16 protein-coding genes and 1 riboswitch are annotated in these 15,677 nt (G+C 58.2%); of the genes, 5 read left to right on the top strand and 11 right to left on the bottom strand.

The window, feature by feature from the left end; translation table 11 throughout:
* Nucleotides 1–10: 10 nt before the first annotated feature.
* Complete coding sequence (locus tag ACXAGA_RS05680; RefSeq protein ID WP_475116550.1) at nt 11–880, top strand: cytochrome c1; 870 nt, start codon at nt 11–13, stop codon at nt 878–880.
* Nucleotides 881–931: 51 nt separating this feature from the next.
* On the opposite strand, the gene ACXAGA_RS05675 is transcribed toward ACXAGA_RS05680, so the two are convergent.
* The 3 genes from ACXAGA_RS05675 to thiB are packed head-to-tail and all read right to left on the bottom strand — an operon-like array spanning nt 932 to nt 4,114.
* Nucleotides 932–1,633: a thiamine ABC transporter ATP-binding protein gene (locus ACXAGA_RS05675; protein ID WP_475116549.1), complete on the bottom strand. Its 702-nt coding sequence runs from the start codon at nt 1,631–1,633 to the stop codon at nt 932–934.
* Nucleotides 1,617–3,158 (bottom strand): thiamine/thiamine pyrophosphate ABC transporter permease ThiP, encoded by a 1,542-nt coding sequence (locus ACXAGA_RS05670; RefSeq protein WP_475116548.1) that lies wholly within the window; start codon nt 3,156–3,158, stop codon nt 1,617–1,619. Before ACXAGA_RS05670 ends, ACXAGA_RS05675 begins: the two co-directional genes overlap by 17 nt.
* Nucleotides 3,134–4,114 carry a thiamine ABC transporter substrate binding subunit gene (gene thiB, locus ACXAGA_RS05665; protein ID WP_475116547.1) on the bottom strand — a complete coding sequence of 327 codons (981 nt, stop codon included), beginning with the start codon at nt 4,112–4,114 and terminating at the stop codon, nt 3,134–3,136. The genes ACXAGA_RS05670 and thiB overlap by 25 nt, the downstream gene beginning before the upstream one ends.
* Nucleotides 4,115–4,147: 33 nt before the next feature.
* A riboswitch (TPP riboswitch) is annotated at nt 4,148–4,247 on the bottom strand.
* Between the two features lie 111 nt (nt 4,248–4,358).
* On the opposite strand from thiB, the gene aroC reads away from it, so the two are divergent.
* Both aroC and ACXAGA_RS05655 read left to right on the top strand, forming a co-directional pair.
* Nucleotides 4,359–5,462, top strand: coding sequence for a chorismate synthase (gene aroC / locus ACXAGA_RS05660; RefSeq protein WP_475116546.1), 1,104 nt, complete (start codon nt 4,359–4,361; stop codon nt 5,460–5,462).
* Nucleotides 5,462–6,406, top strand: a complete 945-nt coding sequence (locus ACXAGA_RS05655) for an AEC family transporter (protein WP_475116545.1) — start codon at nt 5,462–5,464, stop codon at nt 6,404–6,406. Before aroC ends, ACXAGA_RS05655 begins: the two co-directional genes overlap by 1 nt.
* Here ACXAGA_RS05655 and ACXAGA_RS05650 read toward each other — a convergent pair whose 3' ends face one another.
* The 3 genes from ACXAGA_RS05650 to ACXAGA_RS05640 form a co-directional block, all read right to left on the bottom strand.
* A complete protein-coding gene (locus tag ACXAGA_RS05650) occupies nt 6,407–7,270 on the bottom strand; it encodes a DMT family transporter (RefSeq protein ID WP_475116544.1) in 864 nt (287 codons plus the stop codon). It abuts the gene before it with no gap.
* 79 nt (nt 7,271–7,349) lie between these two features.
* Nucleotides 7,350–7,637, bottom strand: coding sequence for an HU family DNA-binding protein (locus ACXAGA_RS05645; protein WP_086451267.1), 288 nt, complete (start codon nt 7,635–7,637; stop codon nt 7,350–7,352).
* 131 nt (nt 7,638–7,768) lie between these two features.
* Nucleotides 7,769–9,235 carry an AMP nucleosidase gene (locus tag ACXAGA_RS05640; RefSeq protein ID WP_475116543.1) on the bottom strand — a complete coding sequence of 489 codons (1,467 nt, stop codon included), beginning with the start codon at nt 9,233–9,235 and terminating at the stop codon, nt 7,769–7,771.
* 178 nt (nt 9,236–9,413) lie between these two features.
* Between ACXAGA_RS05640 and ACXAGA_RS05635 the strand changes: the two genes are divergently transcribed.
* Both ACXAGA_RS05635 and ACXAGA_RS05630 read left to right on the top strand, forming a co-directional pair.
* Complete coding sequence (locus tag ACXAGA_RS05635; RefSeq protein ID WP_475116542.1) at nt 9,414–10,148, top strand: DUF4253 domain-containing protein; 735 nt, start codon at nt 9,414–9,416, stop codon at nt 10,146–10,148.
* Between the two features lie 39 nt (nt 10,149–10,187).
* Nucleotides 10,188–11,036, top strand: a complete 849-nt coding sequence (locus tag ACXAGA_RS05630; RefSeq protein WP_475116541.1) for an SDR family oxidoreductase — start codon at nt 10,188–10,190, stop codon at nt 11,034–11,036.
* On the opposite strand, the gene ACXAGA_RS05625 is transcribed toward ACXAGA_RS05630, so the two are convergent.
* From ACXAGA_RS05625 to ACXAGA_RS05605, 5 genes are all read right to left on the bottom strand, one after another.
* Nucleotides 11,005–11,649, bottom strand: coding sequence for an androgen-induced gene 1 family protein (locus tag ACXAGA_RS05625; RefSeq protein WP_475116540.1), 645 nt, complete (start codon nt 11,647–11,649; stop codon nt 11,005–11,007). The genes ACXAGA_RS05630 and ACXAGA_RS05625 overlap by 32 nt on opposite strands.
* A 61-nt stretch (nt 11,650–11,710) precedes the next feature.
* Nucleotides 11,711–13,636: a 1-deoxy-D-xylulose-5-phosphate synthase gene (dxs, locus tag ACXAGA_RS05620; RefSeq protein WP_475116539.1), complete on the bottom strand. Its 1,926-nt coding sequence runs from the start codon at nt 13,634–13,636 to the stop codon at nt 11,711–11,713.
* 8 nt (nt 13,637–13,644) lie between these two features.
* On the bottom strand, nt 13,645–14,502 hold the full coding sequence (locus ACXAGA_RS05615; RefSeq protein ID WP_475116538.1) for a polyprenyl synthetase family protein: 858 nt from the start codon (nt 14,500–14,502) through the stop codon (nt 13,645–13,647).
* Nucleotides 14,502–14,738 (bottom strand): exodeoxyribonuclease VII small subunit, encoded by a 237-nt coding sequence (locus ACXAGA_RS05610; protein ID WP_086450948.1) that lies wholly within the window; start codon nt 14,736–14,738, stop codon nt 14,502–14,504. Before ACXAGA_RS05610 ends, ACXAGA_RS05615 begins: the two co-directional genes overlap by 1 nt.
* Nucleotides 14,735–15,661: a histone deacetylase family protein gene (locus tag ACXAGA_RS05605; RefSeq protein WP_475116537.1), complete on the bottom strand. Its 927-nt coding sequence runs from the start codon at nt 15,659–15,661 to the stop codon at nt 14,735–14,737. Before ACXAGA_RS05605 ends, ACXAGA_RS05610 begins: the two co-directional genes overlap by 4 nt.
* Nucleotides 15,662–15,677: the final 16 nt, after the last annotated feature.

The following is a 15,677-nucleotide window of genomic DNA, read 5'->3' as shown; positions in this document are numbered from 1 at the left end:
GGAAAGAACAATGTTCCGTAAACTAACCCTTTCCGCTGCGATCGCTTTTGGTCTGTCGTCGGGTGCCGTCATGGCAGCCGGCGGAGAAGCCCACGTCGAAGATTTCGCATTCTCGTTCGAAGGCCCATTTGGGTCCTACGACCAGAACCAGCTTCAGCGCGGTCTGCAAATCTACACCGAAGTCTGTTCGGCATGTCACGGTCTAGAGCATGTTCGCTTTGGCACCTTGGCTGACGAAGGCGGCCCACACTACGACATCGATGATGTTTGGGACTACGCTGCAAACTTCGAAGTATTCGATCAGGAACTGGCTGACGGCGAAGGCGATTTCCGCGCTGCAACCCCAGCAGACAAATTCCCAGGTTCGGCACTGTCGACAGCACCTGACTTGTCGCTGATGGCCAAAGCGCGCGCTGGTTTCCACGGCCCATACGGCCTGGGCATCAACCAGATCATCAAAGGCATGGGCGGTCCAGAATACATCGCGTCCCTGCTGACCGGTTATGAAGATGCTCCATCGTGCGCACCAGACGATTTCGACGGCAGCTACAACACGGTCTTCACTTCGGGCGGTTACCCGAACGAATGTAAAGACGAAGACGGCAACCACCTGTACCCAGGTAGCTGGATCTCGATGGGCCAGCCTCTGTGGGGCGAAGACGTGGAATACGCTGACGGTCATTCGAACGATCTGCACCACGAAGCAGCCGACGTTGCTGCGTTCCTGATGTGGACCGCTGAACCAAAAATGAACGCTCGCAAGAACGCTGGTCTGACCGGCTTTATCTTCCTGACTGTTCTGTCGGTTCTGCTGTACATGACCAACAAACGTCTGTGGGCACCACACAAGAAAAAAGCCAAAGAAGCCGCTAAGAAGTAAGGCTCTTTGACCGACAAACGAAAGGCCCGCCAATTTGGCGGGCCTTTTGCGTTAGTTGATACCCAGATAGGCTTTGATATCGTCAGAGGGGCTATCGAAAACCTGCCCCACAGGTGCGGGCGGTATCACCCGCCCATCGGCCACCACCGCAACGTCATCCGCGATGTATCGAGCGTCTTGGGGGTCATGCGTGACCATGATGACCACGCGATCGGGCGACAGAATAACATCGCGCACCAGATCCAGCATTTCACGTTTCAAACCCGGGCCTAGCGCAGCAAAGGGTTCGTCCAACAGCACAATAGGACGGTCCTGCAACAACACGCGGGCCAATGCGGCACGGCTTTGCTGACCGCCAGATAATTGCGCGGGCTTGCGCGCTTCTAATCCGGTCAGGCCGACACGATCTATCGCATCGGCGATGGCGGCACGATCCTTGGACAAGGGGCGCAAACGCGGCCCCAGTGCTAGCCCCACGTTCTGCGCGATGGTCAGATGGGGAAACAGGTTGTTATCCTGAAACAAAGTCGCCACGGGTCTGCGCGCGGGTGGCAGGGCCTGAATACGGGCGCCATTCCATCGAATATCGCCCCCATCGATGTCAACAAATCCGGCTAAGGCCGAAAGGAACGTCGATTTTCCCGCGCCCGATGCACCGATCAAGGCGGTGATCTGGCCAGCCGCAATCGCACTGGTCACGTCCAGCGAAAAATCATCCATTCGAATCCGAAGATCATCAATTTTCAGCGCCATACCGCCCCCATTTGTCGCAAATCCAAAATGCGCCCAGCGATAGTCCCAGCAAAACAAGCGCCGCGCCCGATGCCGCGTCGGTACGATAGCTGCCCATCAACTGATACATCAACAACGGCAGGGTCTGCTGATCAGAGGTTGCAAACAACGCGATCACGCCCAAATCCCCCATCGACAGCGCGGCGGACAGCCCTGCGGCGAACCCCAAAGGCCCGCGAATACGCGGCAGAATGGCGATGCGCACGCGCGTCCAGCCCGTGATCGCCAGCGACGTCGACAATCGCCCGAAATCTTTTTCCGCCTTGGTGATGGCCGGTTCAATAATCCGCAGCGCAAAAGGCAGCGCCATCAGCGCGTTCATCGCTGCCGTGACAGGCAATGCGATTTTCGCGGGGTTTAACAACGGCTGGACCATCACAAACAACCCTGTGCCCACCACCAACGAAGACGCCGCCAATGGGAGCGCCGACGCGACGATGACGCCTCGGCCTCCGCGGATAGACAGCGCCACGGCTGCCAGCACGGTAATTGCCGTCGAAATCACAGCGACGACGACAGAGCGCGCAATGGCGGGCCAAATTTGCGGCGGAACATCCGCCAATCCAACGATGCCGCGCAGGACAACCAAGGCCAACGGCACGATCAAAAACGCGGCGGCAATGGTGATGACCACGTTATCCCACAGACGGGCGGCCACCGTCGCCCCATCCCACCTGCGTGCCATTCTGTCCAATCCCGCGCCTGATGCGTCTGGTACAGCAACAAACCATGCGATTGCCGCCGCCGTCAAAGACAGCGCGAATTGTATCGCCGCCAGAAATGCCGCCCGATCCAGCGCAAAATCAAAGCGGATCGCCTGATAGATCGCCAATTCCACGGTGGTCGCTTTGGGGCCTCCGCCTAGGATCAGCGCGACGGCAAAACTAGTCAGGCAAATCAGGAAAATAGACGCAAACGCCCCGGGTAAAACGGCCCGTAGCATGGGGCGTTCCAACAGGCCGAAAACGGGCGCGTCCAACGCGGCCGCCAATCGAAACCGTTCGGCGGGGATCGACTGCCAGCCTTGCAGGATCATACGCACCGCCAGCGGCAGATTGAAAAACACATGGGCCAAAACAACGCCAGCCAGCCCATAGATCGACACGCGCCCTGCCCCGACCATCGACAGCGCGTCATTCAGCAACCCATTACGCCCGAAAACCGCCAACAGGCCCATGACAGCGACGACCACGGGCAGGATAAACGGCGCGCCCAGCAAGGTGATCAGAACAGACCGCCCGCGAAACCTACGCCGCGATAACGCACGCGCCACAGGAACCGCCGCGATGACGCTGATTGCCGCCGATAGGACAGCCTGCAACAATGTAAAGGAAATCGCGGCACGATCAGCAGAGCCAAGCCCGCCAAACGTGTCCGCACGCGTCAGCACCGCGATCAGCGTGCCGACCGTCAAAATCAGCACGAGGGCGATCACAATCGCCCCCGGCCAACGAGGTAAGGTTATTGCGCCAGCGCGTTGCGCCATGCGTCAATCGCCAATGGCGCTTTGGCCGCTGCGTCCTCTGCGCTGAACAATAGCGCGGTATCTGGGGTCGACAGGGTTTCGAAACCTGCTGGCAGACCTTCGGCTGGGGTCACAACTGGGTACATCCAGTTGGTCAAAGGGATCACGGATTGGAACCCTTCGGTCGCGATGAACGCCATGAACTGATCGGCCAGTTCAGGCACGTCGGTGCCCGCGATTTTGCCCGCGACTTCGACCTGCATGTAGTGACCTTCGTCGAACGTCCACGATGTTTTCGTGTCATCCTCTTCGGCGATCAGGTGATAGGCTGGCGACGTGGTGTAGGACAGAACAGCGTCCGCTTCGGCCTCTAGGAACAGGCCGTACGCTTCGGACCAGCCAGGGGTGACGGTCACGATGTTGTCGGCCAGATCCGCCCAGATTGCTGCAGCGTCGTCGCCGTAGGCGGCTTCGATCCACATGACCAGACCCAGACCTGGGGTGGACGAACGTGGGTCTTGGATCACGATGGACAGATCGCTGTCAGCCAGTTCGCGGAAATTCGCAGGGGCAGCAACGTCTTTGCCAGCGACGAATGCGAAATAGCCCCAGTCGAACGGGACAAAGGTTTCGTCCGTCCAGTCGATCGGCAGATCGTATTCAGCAGACACGCCAGACGCGGCGAACAGACCTGTTTCGGCCGCAGCAGCCGTCAGGTTGGTATCCAGACCCAGAACGATGTCCGCGTCGGTGTTTTCGCCCTCTAGACGCAAGCGCGACAGAACGGCAGCGCCGTCACCTGCGCCAACAAATTCCAGATCACAGCCGCATTCGGCCTCGAAATTCGCTTCGATCTGCGGGCCGGGGCCCCAATCGCTGTTAAAGCCGTCGTAGGTGTAAACTGTCAGGGTGTCCGCAATCGCGCCAGTGGCAATGAACGACAGTCCTGCGACAAGGGGAAGGGTGGAGTATTTCATTTCAATCCTCTTACGCCGAACGGATGGGGGTTCGAGGATTCTCGCGACCTTCCCTCCGCCGGTCTTAACCGGTTCAGGTTCAACGGGTCCGCGATATGCGTCTCAGCCACGAATGGCACCCCGAGGTACCGCGCAACATAGTCCCCATCTGGCCGCACGCAAGCCCATTCGCGGATAAACGATGATGTTAGACCTTGGCCCTGTGCGCTGACCGCGTTAAACGATCCCAAACGGAGGCGCCCACATGTCGTATAACAGCTATGGTCACATCTATCGCACCACCACTTGGGGCGAAAGCCACGGTCCCGCATTGGGCGCCACTGTTGACGGGTGTCCCCCAGGCGTTCCCCTGACACCAGAGATGATTCAGGTCTGGCTGGACAAACGCAAACCGGGCCAGAACAAAAACACCACGCAGCGCAATGAACCTGATGCGGTGAAAATCCTGTCGGGCGTTTTTGACGGCGTCACCACAGGCACATCGATCCAGCTGATGATCGAAAACACCGACCAGCGGTCCAAAGACTATGGCGATATTGCCAAAACGTTCCGCCCCGGTCACGCCGACATCACCTATCATCAGAAATACGGTCTGCGCGATTACCGCGGCGGCGGTCGTTCGTCGGCCCGTGAAACCGCAGCGCGCGTCGCATCGGGCGGCGTTGCCCGCGAAGCCCTGAAACACCTGAACCCCGGGATCGAAATCAAGGGCTATATGGTTCAGATGGGCGACAAGAAAATTGATCGGTCCCGTTTCGATTGGAACACCATCGACCAGAACGATTTCTGGTGCCCAGACGCCGAAATGGCAAAAGAGTGGGAAGACTACCTGACGTTCCTGCGCAAAGACGACCACAATTCGGTCGGCGCCGTGATCGAGGTCGTCGCTCGCAACGTACCAGCAGGCATTGGTGCGCCTGTTTACGCGAAACTGGACACCGATCTGGCCGCTGCGATGATGTCGATCAACGCTGTCAAAGGCGTCGAAATCGGCGAAGGCATGGCCGCTGCCGCCCTGACGGGTCGTGACAACGCGGACGAAATTTTCTTTGAAAACGGCGAAGTGCGCTATGGGTCGAACCACGCGGGCGGCATTCTGGGCGGCATTTCGACGGGTCAGGACATTGTTGTACGCTTTGCCGTGAAACCAACGTCGTCAATCTTGTCGCCGCGCAAATCGATCTACATCGATGGCACCCCGACCGAGGTGATCACCAAAGGCCGCCATGACCCCTGCGTCGGCATCCGCGCCGTCCCCGTGGGCGAGGCGATGGCCGCTTGTGTCATCCTAGACCACATCATGCTGGACCGCGCCCAAACCGGCGGAGAACGCGGCCACATCGGCTAATGCTTTCGATTATCGGCATCATCTTTCCCGTTTTTGCCGGTATTGGCCTAGGCTATTTCACAGTTTGGAAAGGCGTCTTTTCCCAGTCTGATCTAAAGGTGTTGGGGAAATTCGTCCTGAACATCGCGCTGCCCGCGTTGATGTTTAATGCCGTGGCCAGCAATTCGTTGGGCGACGCATTGGTGCCCGAATGGATGATCGCCTATGGCATCGCAGGGCTGGCCACAGTGGGCATCGCCTATGCCGTGTTTTCCGTCCAAAAAATGGAACCGACACGCCGCGCGATTGGATCGATGGGCGTTTATTGTCCGAATTCGGGCTATATCGGCTATCCGATCATGCTGCTCGCGTTTCCATCCATCGCGACCCAAACCTTTGCCATGGCGGTGATCGTTGAAAATTTCCTAACCGTGCCGCTGGCAATTATCCTGTGCGACCTGTCGCGCGGGAATGACGGGCGCAAGTTCTGGCAATTGATTGGCCCGATCCTGTGGGGCGTATTGAAACGGCCCATGATTATCGGGCTGTTGCTGGGCATCGTCGTTGCAGCGTTCCAAATTCCTGTGCCTGCGCCTGCCTTGCGGTTCATGACGATGCTGGGCAATGCGACTGCGGCACTGGCGCTATTCGCGATAGGCGGGTCTTTGGTCGGGCTGCCCATTCGCGGCAATGTTCCAGTCGCGGCTCAGGTCGTATTCGGCAAATTGATCCTGCACCCCGCCATGGGCATCGGCGCGATGGCGTTGCTGGCTTTGGTCGGACTACCCGACCTGCCGTCCGACCTGCGTGCCGCGCTGATCATCACCTGCGCCACGCCAATGATGGGGATCTATACCATTCTGGCCCAAGAATACGGTCACGAAGGCATGGCGTCGATTTCTATGCTAGGCGCGACGATTGGATCGTTTTTCACCTATACCGTGCTGCTGTTCTGGCTGATGTGATCAGACCCGCTGTTTCGACAGCTGCACCGCTAGAATGCCCGCCGCGATGATCACAACGCCAACAGCATCCCAAATGCCCAAGGGTTCGTTCAGCAACACCCATGCAATCGCGACACCGAAAAACGGGTTCAAGAAATGGAACGTCGCCGCCTTGATCGCGCCGATGCGTTGAACCAGTTGAAACCAGATGAATGTCGCCAATAAGCCAGGCACCATCGTGGTGTAGATGAACGCGGTGATCAGGGTCCAACTCCAGTCGACGGTCCATGTTTCGAACAGCGCCGCAGGGACGGCCAGCACGGCAGCGCCCACCATCATCTGCAATCCTACCACCATCAACAGGTTGCCGCCCCCTGACGCGCCTTTGACGGACAGCGTCGCGACCGACAGGGCCGTGACCCCGATTACGCATAGAATCAGGCCCAGACCGTCCACAGTGCCCGTCAGGCGCGCACCCATGATCACGGCAACCCCAAAGAACCCGACAAACAACCCGACAATCCCCAACGGACGTGGGCGGTTCCCTGTGATCCAGCTCAGCAGCGCAACAATCAATGGCATGGTCGCCGCGATGATCGATGCCAGCGACGCCTCGATCGTTTGCATGGCGTAGAAAAACATCCCCAGATACAGAGCGTTTTGGCAGATCCCGAAAACGAATGTCGCGGTCCATTGCAGGCGGGTCAGTTTGATCCGCTGGCCCAGCGCATAAGCAATGGCGATCCCCACGATGCCCGACACCAAAAACCGCAAGGCCAGCGATGTCATCGGCGGGGCAGCCTGAACGATAATGCGTGCAGATGTAAAGGCAGAGGACCACATGAGGGCAAAAGACAGCCCCATCAAAATAGCACGTAAATCCATCAAAGCCTCAAATGAAAAAGGGTCACCAATACGGCGACCCTTTCCCACTATTTGATCAAATGCAAGACCAGCAACGCGATTACGCGTTTACGCTGTCTTTCAGTGCCTTTGCGATGGTCATCTTGACGACTTTATCAGCAGGCTTTTGCATGGTTTCGCCGGTCGCAGGGTTACGAACGGTGCGCTCTGGACGTTCGCGGCAGTAGATTTTGCCAACGCCAGGCAGGGTTACAGCACCACCGCCCGAAACTTCTTCGGAAATGATGTCCAGCAGCGCTTCCAGACCAGCAGCTGCGGTTTTTTTGTCAGTGCCGGATTTTTCGGCCAGTGCGGCGACGAGTTGCGCCTTGGTCATTGGTTTTGCCATTTCCATGGTCTCCTTGTTGCGCCCGATCTTGGGCCTCATGTCCCGTATAGTAACGGTATATAGTAGATCACCACTATGAAATTTGGCCTATTGCAAGCAAAAAAGCCTAATTTCAACCCGAAAACTGTGGATCAAAGGAATGCTGTCTCTTCGAAGCTGCGTAATTTGCGGCTGTGTATACGTTCGAGAGGCATTTCGCGCAGGGATTCCATCGCGCGAATTCCGATCATCAAGTGACGAGATACCTGTGTTTTATAGAAATCCGACGCCATGCCGGGCAGTTTCAATTCGCCGTGCAGCGGTTTGTCGGACACACACAATAGCGTTCCATATGGCACGCGGAACCTGAAACCGTTGGCCGCGATTGTCGCGCTTTCCATATCCAGCGCAACAGCCCGCGATTGCGACAAACGCTGAACCGGACCCGAATGATCGCGCAATTCCCAGTTACGGTTGTCAATGGTCGCGACCGTGCCCGTGCGCATGATGCGTTTCAATTCGAACCCGCTTAGCTCGGTCACTTGGGCCACGGCGTTTTCCAACGCGATCTGAATTTCCGCCAGCGCAGGGATCGGCACCCAGATCGGCAGGTCGTCGTCCAATACGTGGTCTTCGCGCAGATACGCGTGAGCCAGAACAAAGTCGCCCAGGCTCTGGCTGTTACGCAGACCCGCGCAGTGACCAACCATCAGCCACGCATGAGGACGCAAAACTGCAATATGATCTGTCGCGGTTTTCGCGTTCGACGGGCCGACCCCGATGTTGACCAACGTAATCCCCGATCCGTCCGCGCGTTTCAGGTGATAGGTCGGCATTTGCGGCATCTTTGCCAAATGAGGCAGCGGCGTATCCGCATCCGTAATCACCGCATTACCGGGCGCAACAAAGGCGGTATAACCGCTGTCTTTGTCTGCCAACATTTTGCGAGCGTAGGCTTCGAATTCTTCGACGTAGAACTGATAGTTCGTGAACAGAACGTGGTTCTGGAAATGATCGGGCGCAGTGGCGGTATAGTGCGCCAAACGCGCCAGCGAATAATCCACGCGCTGCGCCGTGAATGGGGCCAATGGGTGCGATCCGTCGGGATAAACAAACCCCGTGCCGTTCACGATGTCATCGTGTGTCGTGGTCAGGTCCGGCACGTCGAACACATCGCGCAGCGTGAAATTCAAAACGCCTTCTTGGGGCACCGTGACATCCGCATCATTGGCAACCGCGAAATGCATCGGCATCGGCGTGTCCGACAGACCAATCTGCACCTGCGTGTCGTGATTTTTGATCAGCAAATCGATCTGCTGTTCCAGATAATTCTTGAACAGTTTCGGACGGGTGATGGTCGTCGAATACGTCCCCGGAATCGGCACATGACCAAACGACAGGCGGCTGTCGGATGTGGTGTAGCTGGTCGTTGTGATCCGTACTTCGGGGTAATAGGCGCGATAGCGGGCGTCCGGTTTGCCTTTGGATACGGCTTCGGAAAATTTTTGGCCCAGAAACGTGATCGCTTCGTCGTATAATTCGATCAAACGGGCGACAGCGGCCTTTGGGTCGGTAAACGACTCGGCGGGTTTGCTGTCTGGTGTGATAATTTCGTTCATTCTTTTTCCTTAACTTCAGGACGGTCTACGTAGGCGACCCCGTTGGATCGCGACGCCCTTTGTCCTTTCCTTTATGACCTGTGATCAGACACCAGTTAGGCAACAGCTTCAAGACACGATCAGCGCTTGTCGTCGGGGCACAAACGGTGGCAAAACGTTTTCAAATTGCGGGGGCGCCATGAAATTTCTGAAATCACTGCTGGGCGGCGCGAATGACGACGCGCTGATCTATCATACGGGCGTGGACATGGGGCAAATCACCCCGCGTTGGCCGATCATCCGCTGCCGTGGTGATCAGGCCCATCAGATCATCGCCAAAGAGGCACAGAACCGCGACCACACTCCCATCGTGCTGGGATCCATGCGCGCCGTTGAAATGATGTATGACGGCACCCCGCGCGATGTGGCAGACATCGAAACCCGCGCCGCCAAATTTTCGTTCGACGCCTATATGACCCAAGCGCGGTTTGAATGGGCGCAAACCGAAGGCCCGAAACGCGGGCCGTTTGACCCTGTTCTGTCCCAATCTGACGCTATCACGCTGGCCCTATGGGATGTCGCGCGGCAAGAGCCCTATCAGACCGTCCATATCGGCCTGTTTCCCACGTCAGACGCGACCCAAGTCCCTGCCTATCTGGACTGCGGCGGCTGGAATGCATTCCCCCAAGCCGAAGTACACATGGGTCTGATGCGCCGCTGGCGTGACCGATATGGCGCGCGCATTGTGGGCCATAGCTATGATACCATCACGATGCACGTGCTGCGCCCCCCTGCCACGCAAGACGATGCCATCGCATTGGCCGAAGAACATTACGCCTATTGCCCCGATATCGTGGATCAAGGTTTCGACACGCTAGACGGGTTGGCATCCGCCTTGATGAACGCGCCGACTTGGCAATTCTGGTGGGACTAACGGGTTGACGCCCACGACAGGCAACGCACATTTGACCACATGAAAACATTGCTTTCTTTCGGCCACGGATTTTCCGCACGCGCCCTGACCCGCATTCTGCCTGACGATTGGACCGTCATCGGCACCACCCGATCCGCTGACAAAGCCGACGCGCTAACGTCCGAAGGGATCGAGGCCCGCGTTTGGCCCGGCAGCGACATCACCGCCGATCTGGACCGCGCGACGCATCTATTGATTTCCGCAGGTCCAAACGAAGATGGCGATCCCGTTCTGAACGAAATCAAATCCGAAATTGCCGCCCGCCGCGATCAATTCGAATGGGTGGGCTATCTGTCCACCACAGGCACCTATGGCGACCATGGAGGCGCGTGGATTGACGAAACCACACCCGTCAAACCTACGACCGAACGCGGCGAATGGCGCGCCCGCGCAGAATCCGAATGGCAATCACTGGACCTGCCGCTGCATATTTTCCGTCTGGCGGGGATTTATGGCCCGGGCCGCGGGCCGTTTTCCAAGGTGCGCAGCGGCAAGGCCCGCCGCATCATCAAAGAAGGCCAAGTGTTCAGTCGCACCCATGTGGACGACATCGCCCAAGTGCTGTTGGCGTCGATCAACAAACCCAACCCCGGTGCGGCCTATAACGTCTGCGACGACGAACCCGCTCCGCCGCAAGACGTGATTGAATTCGCCGCCAATTTGCTGGGCCTGCCCGTCCCGCCCGCGATCCCGATCGAAGATGCGCCCATGACCCCCATGGCCGCATCGTTCTATGCCGAAAACAAACGTGTACGGAACGACCGGATCAAAGACGAACTGGGCGTCAAACTGCTGTATCCCGATTACCGCACAGGGCTTAGGGCGCTTTTGGCGCAATCCGGCGAATAACCCACGCAACGCAGGCAAAAATCACCAGCAACACGACCGCCACGATGAAATTCGTGACGTAGAAATTTGCGCGCCCGTCGAATTCAAGGTTGTTCAAGAACCGATAGGGCAGCCCGCTGGTGACTGTGCCCGTGGGAAAGGTTGCAAAACGTTGCACCACCAGTTCGGCCCACGCAACATAGGCCGCGATAATCCCCAGCAGCCATAGCACCGAGGCAACCAGCCGACGAAATCCGCGATGCAGGAACAAAGCGTCAATCCACAGCAGCAGCGGCCCCACCCCATGCAGATAATATTCCAGCCATGGCGCACCCAATGCCCCATCGCTGGTCACTGACATCGGGTCGGCGAAATACAAACGCCAATACAATATAACGACCATCGCGTTGACGATCGCGGCCGCGCCGATGAAGCCATCCCAGCGTTTTTCGCTACGCCCCAGACTGATCAGCAACGTGCGGCTATGGGCAAAGGTTGCCAGAAACAGCCCCCAGATCGTCAGGTACCGAAACGGTCCTGCAAAATGTTCGAAGTCCCCCAAAAAGATAAAGCGCAAACAGTAGAACACCGCCACGGCGGTGACCACGCTGCGGAAAATCAGCGTTTTGTTCATGATGTCCTCCCTGCCGCACAGGATGCGACAGGTTTATCATCGAACAAAGAGGAACCTTGCGTCAGGCGCGGTTTTCCATCCGCGCAACGCCCATGACATCCAGCACTTTGGCTTCGATATCGGGGGCGTTTAGGCCAGCGGTTGCATACATATCCGCAGGGCTTGCGTGGTCGATCCACGTATCGGGCAAAACCATGGAACGGAATTTCAGGCCGTGATCCATCGCGCCTTCGTCCGATAGCATCTGAACGACCTGCGATCCGAAACCGCCTGCTGCGCCTTCTTCGATCGTGATGATCGCGTCATGGGTCGCGGCGGTTTGCAGGATCAGATCCCGATCCAAAGGTTTGGCAAAACGCGCATCGATAACCGTTGGGTGGATGCCCTTGGCATTCAGGTTTTCGACGGCTGTCAGCACCTCTTGCAAACGGGTGCCGAACGACAGGATCGCAACGCCCGACCCTTCGGTCACGATGCGGCCTTTGCCGATTTCCAGTGGCTCTAGCGTATCTGGAATTTCCACGCCCACGCCTTCGCCGCGCGGGAAACGGAACGCGATGGGGCCATCGTCGTAGTCTGCCGCGGTTTTCACCATGCGGGCCAATTCGTTTTCATCCGCCGCGGCCATCACCACCATACCAGGCAGGTTGGCAAGGAACGCCACATCAAAACTGCCTGCGTGGGTTGCCCCGTCAGCGCCAACCAGACCCGCGCGGTCAATCGCGAAACGGACCGGCAAACGCTGGATCGCAACGTCATGCACGACCTGATCATAACCGCGCTGCAAGAACGTAGAATACAGCGCGCAGAACGGTTTCATCCCGCCCGCCGCCAGACCCGCCGCAAACGTCACAGCGTGCTGTTCGGCGATGCCCACATCGAAACAGCGGGACGCATAGCGTTCCATAAACGTCTTGAGCCCCGTGCCATCCGGCATAGCCGCCGTAACCGCACAAATTTTCTGATCCGTGGCGGCCAAATCTAGCAAAGTATTCGCGAACACGCTGGTATAGCTGGGCGCGTTCGATGGCGCTTTGTGCTGTTTGCCGCTGGGCACATCGAATTTCGCGGTGGCGTGGCCTTTGTCCCGCGCGGCTTCGGCGGGGGCGTAGCCTTTGCCCTTTTTCGTGATCGCGTGGATCAGGATCGGGCCGTCTGCGCGGGCTTTGACCGTGCGCAGGACCGCCAGCAATTGGTCCATATCGTGGCCGTCGATGGGGCCAATGTAGGAAAAGCCCAGCTCTTCGAACAACGTGCCGCCAACGGTCATGTGTTTGACCATATCCTTAGCGCGCTTTGCGCCTTCGCGGAATGGAGGCGGCAGCAGACTAACCGCGCCTTTGGCGGCGGCTTTTAATTCTTGGAACGGTGCGCCTGCGTATAGGCGCGACAGATACGACGACAGCGCACCCGTTGGTTCCGCAATCGACATTTCATTGTCGTTCAGGATGACGATCATTCGCTTGCCCAAATGGCCCGCGTTGTTCATCGCCTCGAACGCCATACCAGCGGACATGGACCCGTCGCCGATCACGGCAATCGCATCACCCACGCCTTCGGGCGTTGCGCCGCCCAGATCACGCGCCACGGCGAACCCCAGCGCAGCGGAAATCGAGGTCGACGAATGCCCCGCCCCAAACGCATCATAGGGCGATTCAGACCGTTTCGCGAAACCGGACAGGCCATCCTTTTGGCGCAGAGTGCGAATGCGGTCGCGGCGTCCCGTCAGGATTTTGTGCGGATAACACTGGTGCGACACGTCCCAGACGATTTTGTCTTTTGGCGTATCAAACACCGCATGCAGCGCGACGGTCAATTCGACAACGCCTAGACCTGCGCCCAAATGCCCGCCCGTGACCGATACGGCATCGATCGTTTCCGCGCGCAATTCATCGGCCACATGACGCAATTCGCCGTCCGACATGGATTTCAGGTCGGCTGGCGTCTGGACGCGGTCCAGATGTGGCGTGCGTGGTCGATCGGTCATGTCAGTCTCTATTTATCGCGTGCGATGACGAAACAAGCCGCATCGCGCAGGTTTTCTGCGTCTTTCCCATAGACAGATAGTGCATCACAAGCCTGTGTCACAAGCTGTTCCGCGCGACGTTTCGCCCCGTCTAGGCCCAAAAGGGACACAAACGTTGCCTTTCCCGCGTCCGCATCTTTGCCCACGGCCTTGCCCACGGTGGCGGCGTCGCCCGTCACATCCAGAACGTCATCCCAGATTTGAAACGCAAGGCCCAGCGCCGTGCCGTAGGTGTGCAGCGGCCCGATATCGGCCCCCGCCATACGGGCGCCAGCGGTCGCGGACCAATTGATCAACGCACCCGTTTTGCCTGCCTGTAATTCGGTGATCTGTTCCAGCGTCAGCGGTTCTGCTGCGGTTTCAGCCGCGATATCCATCGCCTGACCGCCCACCATACCGCGCACGCCTGATGCAACGGCAAAGCTGCGGATCAGGTCAATTCGCGCGTCCGCCGAACAGGGCGCATCGGCCAGCAATTCAAACGCCAGCGATTGCAGCGCGTCGCCTGCCAATACGGCGGTCGCATCATCCCATTTGCGGTGAACCGTTGGCTGACCACGGCGCAGATCGTCATCATCCATGCAGGGCAGATCATCATGCACCAGCGAATAGGCATGAACGCATTCAATCGCCGCAGCCACATGACCCGCGTCCGTGATGCCATGCACGCGGGCGCTTTCGATCACCAGAAAGGCACGCAGCCCTTTGCCGCCGCGCACGGCATATGCCATCGCATCGGCCACAGGCAGGTCGATCCCATGCAGCGCGTCCATGATCCGACCTTCGGCCAGATCACGCGCGGTCGTCAGCGCCGTTTGAAATGTCATTAGCCAGCGTCCAACGGAGCCGTACCCGTAGGCGCGCCATCTGCACCCAGCGTGATTTTCGCGACCTTTTCTTCGGCCTCTTTCAGCTTTTCTTCGCAGCGGGCCTTTAGCGCGGCGCCGCGTTCGTACAACGCAATCGAATCTTCCAGCGCGACATCGCCCTGTTCCAGCCGGTTCACCACGGTTTCCAGCTCTTTCATTGCTTGTTCAAAGCTCATTTCAGAAACGTCGGTCATCGGCCTTTTTCCTCTAATACGCGAACATGGGCAGCGGCAGAGGCTGCGAGTGCGGTCAGGTTATAGCCGCCTTCTAAAACAGATACCACGCGCCCGTGGCAAGTTTCTGCCGCAACATCGCACAACTGTTCTGCAAGCCACGCAAAATCATCCGTATCCCATTCCAATTGCGCCAGCGGATCGTCCACATGGGCGTCAAAACCCGCAGAGATCAGGATCAAATCAGGATTGAAATCACGCAAACGCGGGAACACCGTTTCCGCATAAACGCTGCGCATCAGATTGCCGTCTGTTTCGGGCGGAAAGGCGATGTTCAGCACGTTTTCGAATTCGCCCGTATCATCAGGTTCGCCCGTGCCCGGCCATAGCGGCATTTGCTGGGATGTGATCGTCAGGATTCGCGCATCATCTTGGCACAGCGCTTGGGTGCCATTTCCGTGGTGAACGTCAAAATCGACGATAGCGACCCGTTTCAGCCCGTGGTGTTCCAGCGCATATTTCGCGGCGATGGACACATTCCCGAACAAGCAAAACCCCATGGGCGTTTCTTGTTCGGCGTGGTGGCCCGGGGGGCGGGTTGCGACGAATGCGTTCTGCACCTCGCCCGACTGCACCATATCAACGGCGCGGACAGCCCCGCCTGCGGCGCGATAGGCGGCCTCGATCGATCCTGGGGACATATGGGTGTCTTCGTCCAGCTGGAATGACCCTGATTTCGGCGACACGGCCCGCAGACGATCAATGTAGGCCTGTGGGTGACACCGCAGGATATCATCATCCGCAGCCATCGGGGCCAATTGCTGTTGCAGGGGAATATCCGCCAGCGCATCCAGAATGACGCGCAAACGGGCAACCTGTTCGGGATGCCCATCGGGGGTGACGTGGTTCAAACAGGCGGGGTGAGTGATCAAAGCGGTTGTCATGGCCGCAACTCAACCC

The organism is Marivivens sp. ABH4_498, from assembly GCF_056160585.1.
The sequence above is the reverse complement of the archived record's forward strand: the minus strand, read 5'-3'. Positions and strand labels throughout refer to the sequence as shown.